12 protein-coding genes are annotated in these 14836 nt (G+C 67.2%); 7 read left to right on the top strand and 5 right to left on the bottom strand.

Features of this window, described 5'->3' with window-relative positions; genetic code table 11:
- The first annotated feature begins 17 nt into the window (after positions 1 to 17).
- From ACIGFL_RS08100 to ACIGFL_RS08130, 7 genes are all read left to right on the top strand, one after another.
- Positions 18 to 887: an SDR family oxidoreductase gene (locus tag ACIGFL_RS08100; RefSeq protein WP_397496808.1), complete on the top strand. Its 870-nt coding sequence runs from the start codon at positions 18 to 20 to the stop codon at positions 885 to 887.
- 4 nt (positions 888 to 891) lie between these two features.
- Entirely contained in the window at positions 892 to 2508 is a 1617-nt protein-coding gene (atuC, locus tag ACIGFL_RS08105) for a geranyl-CoA carboxylase subunit beta (protein WP_397496809.1), read from the top strand.
- Between the two features lie 25 nt (positions 2509 to 2533).
- The gene (gene atuD, locus ACIGFL_RS08110) at positions 2534 to 3694 is read left to right on the top strand and encodes a citronellyl-CoA dehydrogenase (RefSeq protein ID WP_397496810.1); all 1161 of its coding nucleotides are present in this window, start codon (positions 2534 to 2536) and stop codon (positions 3692 to 3694) included.
- A 10-nt stretch (positions 3695 to 3704) separates the two neighbouring features.
- Positions 3705 to 4502: an isohexenylglutaconyl-CoA hydratase gene (gene atuE, locus ACIGFL_RS08115; protein ID WP_397496811.1), complete on the top strand. Its 798-nt coding sequence runs from the start codon at positions 3705 to 3707 to the stop codon at positions 4500 to 4502.
- Positions 4503 to 4667: 165 nt separating this feature from the next.
- Positions 4668 to 6656, top strand: a complete 1989-nt coding sequence (locus ACIGFL_RS08120) for an acetyl-CoA carboxylase biotin carboxylase subunit (RefSeq protein ID WP_397496812.1) — start codon at positions 4668 to 4670, stop codon at positions 6654 to 6656.
- Between the two features lie 60 nt (positions 6657 to 6716).
- Positions 6717 to 7541 (top strand): SDR family oxidoreductase, encoded by an 825-nt coding sequence (locus tag ACIGFL_RS08125; protein ID WP_397496813.1) that lies wholly within the window; start codon positions 6717 to 6719, stop codon positions 7539 to 7541.
- Between the two features lie 292 nt (positions 7542 to 7833).
- A complete protein-coding gene (locus ACIGFL_RS08130; RefSeq protein WP_397496814.1) occupies positions 7834 to 9660 on the top strand; it encodes a long-chain-acyl-CoA synthetase in 1827 nt (608 codons plus the stop codon).
- A gap of 48 nt (positions 9661 to 9708) precedes the next feature.
- Here ACIGFL_RS08130 and ACIGFL_RS08135 read toward each other — a convergent pair whose 3' ends face one another.
- The 5 genes from ACIGFL_RS08135 to ACIGFL_RS08155 all read right to left on the bottom strand — a co-directional run bounded on the left by ACIGFL_RS08135 (position 9709) and on the right by ACIGFL_RS08155 (position 14800).
- Complete coding sequence (locus ACIGFL_RS08135) at positions 9709 to 10203, bottom strand: hypothetical protein (RefSeq protein WP_397496815.1); 495 nt, start codon at positions 10201 to 10203, stop codon at positions 9709 to 9711.
- A 93-nt stretch (positions 10204 to 10296) separates the two neighbouring features.
- Positions 10297 to 10980 carry a hypothetical protein gene (locus ACIGFL_RS08140; RefSeq protein WP_397496816.1) on the bottom strand — a complete coding sequence of 228 codons (684 nt, stop codon included), beginning with the start codon at positions 10978 to 10980 and terminating at the stop codon, positions 10297 to 10299.
- Complete coding sequence (locus tag ACIGFL_RS08145) at positions 10977 to 11549, bottom strand: RNA polymerase sigma factor (protein WP_397496817.1); 573 nt, start codon at positions 11547 to 11549, stop codon at positions 10977 to 10979. The genes ACIGFL_RS08140 and ACIGFL_RS08145 overlap by 4 nt, the downstream gene beginning before the upstream one ends.
- Entirely contained in the window at positions 11546 to 13264 is a 1719-nt protein-coding gene (locus tag ACIGFL_RS08150) for a von Willebrand factor type A domain-containing protein (protein ID WP_397496818.1), read from the bottom strand. The genes ACIGFL_RS08145 and ACIGFL_RS08150 overlap by 4 nt, the downstream gene beginning before the upstream one ends.
- Before the next feature lie 66 nt (positions 13265 to 13330).
- Positions 13331 to 14800: a PLP-dependent aminotransferase family protein gene (locus ACIGFL_RS08155; RefSeq protein ID WP_122107136.1), complete on the bottom strand. Its 1470-nt coding sequence runs from the start codon at positions 14798 to 14800 to the stop codon at positions 13331 to 13333.
- Positions 14801 to 14836: the final 36 nt, after the last annotated feature.

Below are 14836 nucleotides of genomic sequence, written 5' to 3' on the forward strand. Positions count from 1 at the left end.
CAAGGACAACCAGAACGATGAGCTACGACTCCGTATTCAAACCTGGCCTTTTCGCAGGCCAGACCATCCTGGTTACCGGCGGTGGCAGCGGTATCGGTCGCTGCGTGGCCCACGAGCTGGCCCATCTCGGCGCCCACGTGGTGCTGGTCGGACGCAAGCAGGAAAAACTGGAGAAAACCTGCGCCGAGATCATCGAAGACGGCGGCAGCGCCAGCTTCCAGGTCTGCGACATCCGCGACGAAGAGGCGGTCAAGGCCATGGTCGGCGCGGTGCTCGCGCAGCGCGGACGCATCCATCACCTGGTCAACAACGCCGGCGGCCAGTTCCCCGCGCCGTTGATCGGCATCAACCAGAAAGGCTTCGAGACCGTGGTGCGCACCAACCTGGTGGGCGGTTTCCTGGTGGCCAAGGAAGTCTTCCTGCAAAGCATGAGCAAGCACGGCGGCGCCATCGTCAACATGCTCGCCGACATGTGGGGCGGCATGCCGGGCATGGGCCATTCCGGCGCCGCGCGGGCCGGCATGGAGAACTTCACCAAGACCGCCGCCTACGAGTGGGGCCACGCCGGCGTGCGGGTCAATGCCGTGGCGCCGGGCTGGATCGCCTCCAGCGGCATGGACACCTACCCCGAATCGATGAAGAACATGATCCGCAACCTCAAGGATCACGTGCCGCTGCAGCGCATCGGCAGCGAGTCCGAGGTGGCCGCCGCCATCGTCTTCCTGCTCAGCCCCGGCGCCAACTTCATCAGCGGCAACACCATCCGCATCGATGGGGCGGCCAGCCAGGGCACCCGTGCCTGGACGCTGGGCAAGGCGAGAAACAGCGAGCCCTACAACGGTTTCCACCGGGCCTACCTGCCCGATGTACTGAAAGATCAGGAGTAAGGCGATGCCCGTGATCCAATCGGAAATCGACGTGCATGGCGACGCCTTCGCGCAGAACCGCGAAGCCATGCTGGCGGCCGTTGCGGCCTTCCGCGACGTCGAGCAGAAGGTGCTCGACAAGGCGCAGGAGGCCAAGGCCAAGTTCGACAAGCGCGGCCAGTTGCTGCCGCGCGAACGCCTCAACCTGCTGCTCGATGCTGGCGCGCCCTTTCTCGAACTGGCCTCGCTGGCCGGCTACAAGCTGCACGACGACAAGGACGGCAGCCAGGCCGGCGGTGGCCTGATCGCCGGCATCGGCTACATCGCCGGCGTGCGCTGCCTGGTGATCGCCAACAACAGCGCGATCAAGGGCGGCACCATCTCCCCCACTGGCCTGAAAAAATCCCTGCGCCTGCAGCAGATCGCCGTCGAGAACAAGCTGCCGGTGGTGACCCTGGCCGAGAGCGGCGGCGCCAACCTCAACTACGCCGCCGACATCTTCGTCGAGGGCGCACGTGGCTTCGCCAACCAGGCGCGCATGTCCGCCATGGGCCTGCCGCAGATCACCGTGGTGTACGGCTCCAGCACCGCCGGCGGGGCCTACCAGCCCGGCCTGTCGGACTACGTGGTGGTGGTGCGCGGCAAGGCCAAGATGTTCCTTGCAGGCCCGCCACTGCTCAAGGCCGCCACCGGCGAGATCGCCACCGACGAGCAACTCGGTGGCGCCGAGATGCACGCCCAGGTCGCCGGCACCGCCGAGTACCTGGCCGAGAACGACGCCGATGGCGTGCGCCTGGCGCGCGAGATAGTCGGCATGCTGCCGTGGAACCAGCAGCTGCCGGCACGTGAGAAACGCACCTGGCGCGAGCCGCTGTACCCGGCCGAGGAACTGCTCGGCCTGGTGCCGGCAGATGCCAAGAAGCCCTACGACGTGCGCGAGATCATCGCGCGTATCGCCGACGGCTCGGCGTTTCTCGACTTCAAGAACGAGTTCGACAGCCAGACCGTCTGCGGCCACCTGCAGATCGAAGGCCAGGCCTGCGGCTTTATCGGCAACAACGGCCCGATCACCCCACAGGGCGCGGCCAAGGCGGCGCAGTTCATCCAGCTGTGCGAGCAGAGCAATACGCCGATCCTGTTCTTTCACAACACCACCGGTTTCATGGTCGGCACCGAGTCCGAGCAGAACGGCGTGATCAAGCACGGCTCGAAGATGATCCAGGCCGTGGCCAACGCCACAGTGCCCAAGCTGACCATAGTGGTCGGCGGCTCGTATGGGGCCGGCAACTACGCCATGTGCGGGAGAGGACTGGACCCGCGCTTTATCTTCGCCTGGCCCAACAGCAAGACCGCCGTGATGGGCGGCGCCCAGGCCGGCAAGGTGCTGCGCATCGTCACCGAGGAAAAGCACGCCAAGGAAGGCAAGGAAGCCGATCCGAAAATGCTCGATATGCTGGAACAGATGACCGCACAGAAGCTCGACAGCCAGTCCACCGCGCTGTACGGCACCGCCAGCCTGTGGGACGACGGCCTGATCGACCCGCGCGATACGCGCAAGCTGCTGGGCTTCTTGCTCGACATCTGCGCCGAAGCCAATCTGCGGCCCCTGAAATCCAATGGTTTCGGCGTCGCCCGTTTCTGACCCTCATCATCGGAGCACAACAACAATGATCTTCACCCAGGAACACGAAGAACTGCGCCGCACCGTCCGTAACTTCGTCGACAAGGAAATCAATCCGCACGTCGACGCCTGGGAGAAGGAAGGCCGCTTCCCCATCCACGACATCTTCAAGAAGGCCGGCGAGCTGGGCCTGCTGGGCATCTCCAAGCCGGAGAAATTCGGTGGCATGGGTCTGGACTACAGCTACTCGATCGTCGCTGCCGAGGAGTTCGGCACCATCCATTGCGGCGGCATCCCCATGTCCATCGGCGTGCAGACCGACATGTGCACCCCGGCCCTGGCGCGCTTCGGCTCCGACGAGCTGCGCGAAGAGTTCCTGCGCCCGGCCATCAGTGGCGAGATGGTCGGCTGCATCGGCGTCTCCGAAGTCGGCGCCGGCTCCGACGTGGCGGGCCTGAAGACCACCGCGCGCAAGGACGGCGACGACTATGTGATCAACGGCAGCAAGATGTGGATCACCAACTCTCCGAGTGCCGACTTTATCTGCCTGCTGGCCAACACCTCGGACGACAAGCCGCACGTCAACAAGTCGCTGATCATGGTGCCGATGAAGACACCGGGCATCAGCGTCAGCCCGCACCTGGACAAGCTGGGCATGCGCAGCTCGGAGACCGCCCAGGTGTTCTTCGACAACGTGCGCGTGCCGCAGCGCTACCGCATAGGGGCAGAGGGGGCCGGCTTCATGATGCAGATGCTGCAGTTCCAGGAAGAGCGCCTGTTCGGCGCGGCCAACATGATCAAGGGCCTGGAGCACTGCGTCGACAGCACCATCGACTACTGCAAGCAGCGCCACACCTTCGGCCAACCGCTGATCGACAACCAGGTCATCCACTTCCGCATGGCCGAGTTGCAGACCGAGATCGAGTGCCTGCGCGCACTGGTCTACCAGGCCACCGAACAGTATGTGAAGGGCCGCGACGTGACCAAGCTGGCGTCCATGGCCAAGCTCAAGGCCGGCCGCCTGGGCCGCGAGGTGTCCGACGCCTGCCTGCAGTACTGGGGCGGCATGGGCTTCATGTGGGACAACCCGGTGTCGCGCGCCTACCGCGACGTGCGCCTGGTCAGCATCGGCGGTGGCGCCGACGAAATCATGCTCGGCATCATCTGCAAGCTGATGGGCATCCTGCCCGGCAAGAAAAAGGGCTGAGGAGGCGACCATGGCCGAACTGCCGAATTGCCAGACCCTGCTGCTGGAGCAGGTCGAGGGCGTGCTCTACGTCACCCTCAACCGCCCGGACAGCCGCAACGCCATGAGCCTGGCCATGGTCGGCGAACTGCGCGCCACCCTGGAGGCCGTGCGCCACGACGCCGGCGTGCGCGCCCTCGTGCTGCGCGGTGCCGATGGCCACTTCTGCGCCGGCGGCGATATCAAGGACATGGCCGGCGCCAGAGCCCGCGGCGGCGACGCCTACCGCGAGCTGAACCGCGCCTTCGGCGCGCTGCTGGAAGAGGCCCAGGCCGCTCCGCAGGTACTGGTGGCGGTGCTGGAAGGCGCCGTGCTCGGCGGTGGTTTCGGCCTGGCCTGCGTGTCCGACGTGGCCATCGCGGCGAGCGGCGCCAAGTTCGGCCTGCCGGAAACCACGCTGGGCATCCTCCCCGCGCAGATCGCCCCCTTCGTGGTGCGGCGCATCGGCCTGACCCAGGCGCGCCGCCTGGCCCTGACCGCCGCCCGCTTCGACGGCGCCGAGGCGTTGCGCCTGGGCCTGGTGCACTACTGCGAGCACGATGACGCCGCCCTGCAGCAGCGCCTGGACGAGACCCTGGCGCAGATCCGCCAGTGCGCGCCCCAGGCCAACGCCCAGACCAAGGCTCTGCTGCTGGCCAGCGAGCGCGAGGCCCTCGGCCCGCTGCTCGACCGCGCCGCCGAGCAGTTCGCCGCGGCCGTCACCGGCGCCGAGGGCGTCGAGGGTACCCTGGCCTTCGTGCAGAAGCGCAAGCCGAAGTGGGCGCAATGATGGATCGGACGGACTGGCATTGCCGGTAAACCCCGTAGGGTGGATGTCGCTTTTTACATCCACCAATTCAGGTCACCAAACGGTGGATCGGTGAAGCGTGATCCACCCTACGCAAGAACGCCCTAGCCCGGATGCAATCCGGGAACGCCTGACAGGAGCACGCAGATGCCCGCCTTTAACAAGATCCTGGTCGCCAACCGTGGCGAGATCGCCTGCCGGGTGATGCGCACCGCCATCGAACTCGGCTACCGCACCGTGGCGGTCTACTCCGAGGCCGATGCCGACGCCCGCCATGTGCAGGTCGCCGACGAAGCCCTGTGCATCGGCCCGGCTCAGGTCAGCCAGTCCTACCTGCGCATCGACGCCATCATCGAGGCCGCGCGCAAGACTGGCGCCGACGCCATCCACCCCGGCTATGGCTTTCTCTCCGAGAACGCAGATTTCGCCCGCGCTTGTGAGGCGGCCGGCATCGTCTTTATCGGCCCGACCGTGGCAGCCATCCACCTGATGGGCAGCAAGCGCCTGTCCAAGATCGCCATGCTGGAGGCCGGCGTACCCTGCATTCCCGGCTACGAAGGCGCCACCCAGGACGACGACACGCTGGCCAGCGAAGCCGAGCGCATCGGCTACCCGCTGATGATCAAGGCCAGCGCCGGCGGCGGCGGCCGTGGCATGCGCCTGGTGCAGGAATCCGCCGAGCTGCTGGGGCAGATCCGTACCGCCCGCTCGGAAGCGCAGAACGCCTTCGGCTCCGGCGAACTGATCCTCGAGCGCGCGGTGATCCGCCCGCGCCATGTGGAGATCCAGGTGTTCGGCGACCAGCACGGCAATATCCTCTACCTCGGCGAGCGCGACTGCTCGGTGCAGCGTCGCCACCAGAAGGTGGTCGAGGAAGCGCCCTGCCCGGTGATGACACCCGAGCTGCGCCGCGCCATGGGCGAGGCCGCGGTGAAGGCGGCGGCATCGGTCAACTACGTCGGCGCCGGCACCGTGGAGTTCCTGCTCGACGCCAGCGGCGAGTTCTTCTTCCTGGAAATGAACACCCGCCTGCAGGTGGAACACCCGGTCACCGAACTGATCACCGGGCAGGATCTGGTGGCCTGGCAGATTCGCGTGGCCGAGGGCCAGCCCCTGCCGCTGCAGCAGGATGACATTCGCCTCACCGGCCACGCCATGGAAGTACGCCTGTACGCCGAGGATTCGGCCGCCGGCTTCCTGCCGCAAACCGGCCAGGTGCTGCGCTGGGAGCCGGAATTGCTGAGCGGCGTGCGCATCGATCACGGCCTGGTCGAAGGCCAGGCCGTAACGCCCTTCTACGACCCGATGCTGGCCAAGGTCATCGCCTATGGCGCCACCCGCGACGAAGCGCGGCGCAAGCTGCTGCGCGCCGTGGAGAACTGCGTGCTGCTGGGGGTGAACGGCAACCAGCGCTTTCTCGCCAACCTGCTCAAGCACCCGGAGTTCGCCGCCGGCAACGCCACCACCGCCTTTATCGCCGAACATTTCGCAGGCGATCCCAGCCTGCAGCCGCACACCGCCAGCCTGGCCGAGCTGGCCGTGGCCGCCGCCCTGCTCTACCAGGCCTCGGCCGACGCCCGCGCGCACCAGCCCGGCCTCGCCGGCTGGCGCAGCGCCGGCAGCGCACCCTGGCGCTTCGTCCTCAAGCAGGGCGAACACAAGCACGCCGTGGAACTGGACGTGATCGCCAGCGGCCCGCAGGCGCAGCTGCGCGTGCGTCGGGGCGAGGAACAGCTGCCTGTGCGCCTGCTGGCCAGCGACGGCCGCTGGCTGAGCCTGGAACTGGACGGCGTGCGCCGCCGCCAGGCCTATCACAGCGACGGCGAGCGTCTGTGGCTGTACGGTGAACACGGCAACCTGGAGCTACAGGACGTCACCCACGAGCCGGCCGGTGGCCAGAACGCCGCCAGCAGCGGCGCGGTGAAGGCCCCGATGGATGGCGCCATCGTCGACGTACTGATCGCCGAGGGCGCCAGCGTGAGCAAGGGGCAACTGCTGGTGGTACTGGAAGCGATGAAGATGGAACACCCACTCAAGGCCGGCGTCGACGGCATCGTCCGCCGCGTCGGCGTGAGCCAGGGCGACCAGGTCAAGAACCGCCAGTTGCTGGTGGAGATCGAAGCAGCAGAAGCCTGATGCAGGGTGGATGGCGCTTCATCCATCCACCCTACGACTACAACAACAAGAGGAACGCCCATGTCACTTTCCGGCAAGACCCTGCTTATCACCGGCGCCAGCCGCGGCATCGGCCGCGAGATCGCCCTCAAGGCCGCCGCCGATGGCGCCAATATCGTCATCGCGGCCAAGAGCGCCGAGCCACACCCGAAGCTGGCAGGCACCATCCATAGCGTCGCCGCCGAGGTCGAGGCCGCTGGCGGCCAGGCCCTGGCCCTGCAACTGGACGTACGCGACGAACAAGCCGTGGCCGCCGCCATGGCCCGTGCCGCTGAGCATTTCGGCGGCATCGACGCGCTGGTCAACAACGCCGGGGCGATCAAGCTGGTGGGCGTGGAGAAGCTCGAACCCAAGCGCTTCGACCTGATGTACCAGATCAATACCCGCGCGGTGATGGTGTGCAGCCAGGCAGCGCTGCCCTACCTGAAAAAAAGCCCCGGCGGGCATATCCTCAACCTGTCGCCACCGCTCAACCTCGACGCCAAGTGGTTCGCCCAGCACGGCCCCTACACCGTCACCAAGTACGGCATGAGCATGCTCACCCTAGGCATGAACGAGGAATTCAAGAAGTACGGCATCAGCGTCAACTCGCTGTGGCCCAAGACCATGATCGCCACCGCGGCCATCGAGTTCGAACTGGGCAGCCGCGACGCCTTCAAGCGCGCGCGCACCCCGGCCATCATGGCCGATGCCGCCCACGCCATCCTGAGTAGCGAGGGCCGCAGCATCAGCGGGCGCCTGCTGATCGACGAGGACATCCTGCGCGAACGAGGCGTCACCGACTTCGAGCAGTACCGTTTCGATCCCGCTGGCGGCAGCCTGGTACCCGACCTGTTCGTTGATTGAACGCCCCCACTGGGTGCATCGCCGCTACTCTGCTCCCCTCTCCCATTAATGGGTGAAGGGCTGTGGGAAAGGGAACGTCGTTTCGGTTTCGTAGCCCGGATGAAATCCGGGAAGAATGCGCCAGCCACCCCCGGATTTCATCCGAGCTACGGACAGCCGACTTGCTCACCGAAAGCCTCGGCTATTTGCCGATCTGCCCGCCGCTGGACGCACCAGAGCCATGGCTGGTGCGCGCCAGGCTGACTAGAGTCAGAACTCGCCTCCAATTCATAACAGTTCAAGTGCGAGCCCCATGAGCCAAGCCGATCTGATTTCGCCCTTTCGCTTCCTCGCCCACCTGCCGCAGCACCTGCCCCGCGTGCCGCGCATGCTGCGCGGCCTGTACTACGCCGGCATCCGCAACCGCGAGAAGAAGCTGTCGCTGGCCTGGGCGCTGCAGCGCGCCGCGCAGCTGCATCCCGAGCGTCCGGCGCTGCTGGACGAGCAACGCCGGCTCAGCTACCGCCAGTTCAACACCTGGGCCAATCGCCTGGCCTGGGCCTTCAAGGCCGAGGGCGTGGGTCACGGCAGCGTGGTTGCGGTGATGCTGGAGAACCGCCTGGAGCTGCTGGCTATCCTCGCCGCCCTGAGCAAGCTCGGCGCGGTCGGCGCGCTGGTCAACACCACCCAGCGCGGCAAGGTGCTGGCCCATAGCCTGAACCTGGTCGAGCCGGGCTTCCTGGTGGTCAGCGCCGAGCTGCAGGCGGCCTTCACCGAGGTCGCCGGGCAGCTCGACAACCCCGATGCGCCGCGCTACTGGGTGGCCGACCAGGATTGCCTGGAGGACGCCGGGCAGGCGCCGGACGGCTGGCGCAACCCAATGCAGCTGGCACGCGGCCAGGCCGAAGGCAACCCGCCGGACAGCGCCCTGGTGCGGATGAAGGATCCCTGCTTTCTGATCTACACCTCTGGCACCACCGGCCTGCCCAAGGCCTCGATCATGAGCCACGGCAAGTGGATCAAGGCCTACGGCGGCTTCGGCCACTCCGGCCTGACCCTGAACGAGCGCGACGTGCTCTACCTCACCCTGCCCTGTTACCACAACAACGCCGTCACCGTGTGCTGGAGCGCGGCCCTGGCCGGCGGCGCGGCCATCGCCCTGCGCCGCAAGTTCTCCGCCAGTGCCTTCTGGAGCGACGTGGCGCGTTACCAGGCTACCTGCTTCGGCTATATCGGCGAGCTGTGCCGCTACCTGCTCAATCAGCCGGAAACAGACATCGAAAAGAACAACAGCCTGCGCTGCATGATCGGTAACGGCCTGCGCCCGTCGATCTGGGCCGAGTTCAAGCAGCGCTTCGGCGTCGAGCAGATCACCGAGTTCTACGCCTCCAGCGAGGGCAATATCGGCTTCACCAACGTCTTTAACTTCGACAACACCGTCGGCTACACCCCGGCCACCTATGCCATCGTCCGCTACGACCTGGAGAACGACCGGCCGCTGCGCGGCAAGAAGGGCTTTCTGCAGAAGGCCGACAAAGGCGAAGCCGGCCTGCTGATCAGCGAGATCAGCGCCAAGTGGCCGTTCGACGGCTACACCGACCCGGCCAAGAGCGAGGCGGCGATCCTGCGCGACGTGTTCAAGAAGGGCGACGCCTGGTTCAACACCGGCGACCTGATGCGCGACATCGGCTGCAAGCACGCGCAGTTCGTCGACCGCCTCGGCGACACCTTCCGCTGGAAGGGCGAGAACGTTTCCACCACCGAGGTGGAAAACGTGCTCGGCGCCTTCGCCGGGGTGGCGGACGCGGTGGTCTACGGTGTGGAGATTCCCGGTACCAATGGCCGCTGCGGCATGGCCGCGCTGCGCCTGGCGCCTGGCTTTGAGCTGGACGGCGCCGCACTGGCCGCGCACCTGGATCGCGAACTGCCGGCCTACGCCGCGCCGCTGTTCGTGCGCCTGCTCGGCGAGGTGGAGACCACCGGCACTTTCAAGTACAAGAAGACCGACCTCAAGCAGGCCGGCTACGACCCGAGCCGGGTCGATGGGCCGCTCTACGTGCGCCTGCCCGGCACGGCGAGCTTCCAGCCGCTGGATGACGAGCTGCATGCGGCCATCGCGCGCCAGGCTTACCGTTTCTAAACGTTCGAACGCCTGGCAAGCGCTAGGGGGCGCCGCGCATCGGCCGCGCTACTGCTTGAACTCGAACTGCAACTCGGCGCCTTCGATGGACTCCCAGTAGTCGTCCACCCGCTCGTTGCTGATCAGCCGACCGCTGAGCTGGAAGGGGCTGACAGTCTCGGGCTTGTCGCCGAACAGGGGCGGTAGCAGTGGCGATAGCTCCTCGCGGGTTTCGCTCTCCAGCGCTTGCTCGAACAGCTCCTGCGGCACGCTCAGATCCAGCGCCGGTTTCGGCTCGGGTTCGGGCTTGGGCTGTGGCGCGGCGGCCGGCTTGGGCTTGGCGGCGGCCTGAGGTTTGCCAGGCGCGGCTGGTTTGACTTCGGCGGCTTCGGCCGGCGACGCCGGCTCGACGGGCTTAGGCTTGGCAACCTCGACTGCAGGCGCCTCGACCGGCGCGGCAAGCGGCGCCGGAACAGGCTCGGGCTGCTGCGCCACAGGCTCCGCCGTACGCTCGCAGGCGCTCAGCCAAGCCAGGCACAGCAGCAACGGAAGGGACTTACGCATCATGGGACAAGGGTAACTCGGTCGACGATGCGCTCATGCTCCCCTGCCGGTGCCTGGCTGGCAAGCCGGCTTACACGACTTTTACCTCGCCCTTCATTCCTGAGGCGGCTCGGCAGCCAGATGGCTCAGCTCGGCTTCGATATCCAGTTGCGGATAATCGGCCTGCAACTGCTCCAGCACACGCTTTGCCTCGGCCTGCTTGCCCGTACGCCGCAGCTCCAGCAGGCGCAGCAAGGCCTCGCGCGGCTCGCTCTGGCTCACCAACTCGGCCATGGGCGCTATGGCCGCGGTACTGGCCATCGGCGCGTCGGCCATCGCGGCAGGTGGCGCCGAGCGTGCCATGACCTCGGCTTTCATCCGTTCCTGAGGAGCGGCCATGCGCGCCACCGACTCGCCCTCGGCAGCACGCTTGGCCGCCATCGGCGCGGAGGCTGGCGCAGCTGGGCTCATGGCCACGCCGGGGGGCACGGTATCGAAGGCCTCCGGGACCTGCTCCAGGGTGCGCCAGGTCAGGCTGACGCCGATGCCGACGCAGGCCAGTCCGGCCACCGCCACCGACCAGCGCTGCCGGCCGCTACCGAACAGCCACTGGTGCAAACGCTGCGGCCAGCCAGCCTTGTCGCTGACGGCTTCGGCCTGCTTCGCCTCACGGGCGGCCGCGCTTGCCGCCGCCAGGATGCGTGCGTCCAGCTCGGCCGAGGGTTCGCCTTCGCCATGGGCACGAAAATGCGCCAGCAGCGCCTGTTCGTGGTCCAGTGTTTCTCGATCGTGGGTCATGCGGACAACTCCTCGGTAGCCAGCAGCCGGCGTAGTTTCTGCAGGGCGTAGCGCAGGCGGCTCTTGACCGTCTCGGCCGGCGTGCGGGTCAGCTCGGCGATCTCGCTCAGCTCCAGGTCGCCATGGGCGCGCAGCAGGAACACCTCGCGCTGGTCGGCCGGCAGGTCCGCCAGCGCGGCCTGTAGGCGCTGGCTGTCGCGGCTCAGGCCGAGCTGCTGCTCCGGGCCCGGCTGCGGGTCCGCCTGGGCGTGCTGGCCTTCATCGTACGCGTCGTGGCCGGCCTGGTGCCTGCCAGTCTTGCGCCAGTGGTCGATCAGCCGGTTGCGGGCGATCTGGTACAGCCAGGTCTTGAACAACACCGCCTCGCGCTGTTCGCTCTGGCTGCGCACCAGGCTCATCCAGGTTTCCTGGAACACTTCCTCGGCCAGGGCGTGGTCGCCGCACAGGCCGAGCAGGAAGCGGAACAGGCCCAAGCGATGGCGCTGGTACAGCGCGTTGAAGGCCGCGGCGTCGCCGTGGCGGTAACGCCGCAACAGGGCGGCGTCGTCGTCCGTGAGGGGTGCGTTCACTGCAGCGCTCGTACAGGGCTGGAAATGGAGCCGGCAGTTTGCAGGCTCTGGGCGATTTCGGCCAGCTGGATGAACTCGCCGCGCAGGCCGAAACGGTCCTCGCCCTTGCCCGAGCGGGCCAGCGCGATGCTCTGCGCCAGATCGAAGTCGCCGGTGTAGCGGCCGTCCTTGAGCTGCTGGGCGAAGGCGGCCACGGCCGCGGCAAAACGCAGATCCTCGCTGGCGGCCGCAACCGGTTTCGCCTCGTCGCGCGCAATGGGTCGTTCCAGCAGGCGACTGCTCGCTTCCCCCGGCGCCTTGTAGCGAATGCGCAGCCAGGCCAGCTCGCCGCTCTTACTCGCGGGCTGGGCACTGGCCTGATAACGCAGCGGCTCCAGCCAGCCCTTGCCACCAGCCGGCACGATCTCGTACAGCGCGGTGACCGTATGCCCGGCGCCGATCTCGCCGGCATCGACCTTGTCGTTGCTGAAATCCTCGCGCTCGAGCGTACGGTTCTCGTAGCCCAGCAGGCGGTATTCGCTGACCTCGGCCGGGTTGAACTCCAGCTGCAGCTTGACGTCGCTGGCCACAGTGGCGAGGGTCGAACCGAGCTGGTCGACCAGCACCTTGCGCGCCTCGCGCAGGTTGTCGATATAGGCGTAGTTGCCGTTGCCGGCATCGGCCAGCTGCTCCATCAGGCGCTCGTTGTAGTTGTCCACGCCAAAGCCCAGGGTGGTCAGCGACACGCCGCTCTTGCGCTTGTCCGCGGCCAGTTGCTTGAGGCTGTCGAAGTCGCTGATGCCGACGTTGAAGTCGCCGTCGGTGGCCAGCAGGATGCGATTGATGCCGCCGTCGATCAGGTGCTTGCCCGCCTGCCGATAGGCCAGCTGAATGCCCGACTCACCGGCAGTGGAGCCGCCCGCGGTCAGCTGGTCGATCGCCGCGCGAATGGCCGCCTTGTCGCTGCCGGGCGTGGAGTCCAGCACCACCTGACTGGCGCCGGCATAGGTGACCAGCGACACGCGATCCTGCGGGCGCAGCTGCTCGACCAGCAGCTTGAGCGTACCCTGCACCAGCGGCAGGCCCTCGCGGCGCTGCATCGAGCCGGAGACATCGACGAGAAACACCAGGTTGGCCGGCGGCAGCTCATCCACGCTGCGGTCCGACGCCTTGATGGCGATACGCAGCAGGCGGGTCTCGGGATTCCAGGGCGTCACCGCCAACTCGGTGCTGACGCCAAAAGGCGCGTCGCCCTGAGGCAACGGATAGGCGTAGGGGAAGTAGTTGACCAACTCTTCCAGACGCACCGCATCCTTCGGCGGCAGTTGCCCGCCGTTGAGGAAACGCCGCACGTTGGCGTAGCTGCCGGTGTCCACGTCGATGCTGAAGGTCGACACCGGCGTCTCCGCCACGGCGAATACCGGGTTGTCCGCGTAGGTCTGGTACTGCTCGCGCGCCACGTCGCGGTAGCCCGGCGGCAGGGTATCGAGCATGGGGCTGGGGACAGGGGCGACATGGTTGGGCAGCAGGCGCTCGCGCTTGCGCGTCAGCTCGGCACGCGCCTCGGCGGCGACTGGCGCCGCCAGGCTGTCGTGCAGCGCGGCGGCCGGCGCGGCGGGCTTGCCCTGCGCCTCGGCTTCCGGGCCCGAGGCGCTGCAGGCGGCCAGGGCGAGCAACACACCGGCGGCGAAACCGGCGGCGAGCGGACGAACGAGCAGTACGGAATAAGCGGACATGGTGCAGCTCCTGAGCAATGGCATGGAACCTTCGCTCAGGTAGACGCAGCCCCTGCCCGATTCGGGTTAAACCGCTATGCCACCCGCCCGCTCCAGCGACAAGCCGCCGCTCACCTCCTGGCACAGCTGGCTGGCCAGCATGCCCAGGGTCATCAGCGCGCGCTCGGCCTCGCGGTTCCACGGGATGCCGCAGTTCAGCCGCACGCAATGGTTGAACTGCTCGGTGTTGCTGAAGATCAGCCCGGGGGCGATGGAAATGCCCTGCTGCAGCGCGCGCACGTGCAGGTCCTTGGTATTGACCCGAACCGGCAGGCTGACCCAGAGGATGAAGCCGCCCTTGGGCCGGGTCATCTGCGTACCGTCGGGGAAATACTGCTGCACCGCCAGCTGGAAGGCGCTGAGGTTCTTGCGGTACTCCTGGCGGATGAAACGCAGGTGGCGGTCGTAGCCGCCGTTCTCCAGGTAGGCGGCCACCGCCATCTGCGTCACGCTGCACGCCGAGTGGGTGGTGAAGGTCTGCAGGCGCTGGATCTCGTCCTGGTACTTGCCGGCGACTATCCAGCCGATGCGCACGCCGGGCGACAGGGTCTTGGAGAAGCTCGAGCAGTAGATCACCCGGCTGTCGCGATCGTGCGACTTGAGCGCCTTGGTCGGCCCTTGCTCGAACATCAGCTCGCCGTAGATATCGTCCTCGATGATCTGGATGTCGTAGTCGCCGGCCAGGCGCAGCAACTGACGCTGGCGTTCCTCGGGAACGGTGCCGCCGAGCGGGTTGGACAGCCGCGCGGTGAGCACCAGCGCCTTGATCGGCCACTGGTTGGCCGCCAGCTGCAAGGCCTCCAGGCTGATGCCGGTGGTCGGGTCACTGGGAATCTCGATCACCTTGAGGCCGAGCAGGTCGGCCAGCTGCAGCAGGCCGTAGTAGGTCGGCGACTCGGCGGCGATCAGGTCGCCCGGCTGGGTCAGCACGCGCAGGCTCATCTGCAGGGCGTCGACGCAGCCGTGGGTGATCACCACCTCGGACGGGTCGACCACCACCCCGGCATCGCGCATGCGGATCGCCACCTGCCGGCGCAGCGGCTCGAAACCCGGGCTGAACATGTAGCTGAAGGCGCGCGGGCTGTGGAAGCGGGTGACCTTGGCCAGTTGCTGGTGCAACGCGCGCACCGGCAGGTAGTCGACGTGGGGCACCGCGGCGCCCAGGGGGAACACCCCTTCGCGGCGCGACTCGGTGAGCACCTGGTTGATGATGCTGCTGCGGGTGACCAGGCCGGGGCGTTCGACCCGCGCGATATCCGGGGTGGGCGCGGTCAGCGCCGGGGTCTGATGCACGTAGAAGCCGGACTGCGGCCGCGCGCGGATCAGCCCCTGATCCTCCAGATTGGCGTAGGCCTGCAGCACGGTGGCGTGACTGACGTTGAGCTGCGCGCTCATCTTGCGCACCGAAGGCACCCGCTCGCCCGGCTGGTAGACGCCACGACGAATGTCCTCGGCCAGTTGCTGGGCGATGCGCTGATAGAGCAACAGATTGGTCATGGCCGTCTCCTTCGGGTCGCTGAACCACAACAGTAG

Source organism: Pseudomonas sp. NPDC077649 (assembly GCF_044542855.1).
Taxonomy (GTDB): Bacteria; Pseudomonadota; Gammaproteobacteria; order Pseudomonadales; family Pseudomonadaceae; genus Aquipseudomonas.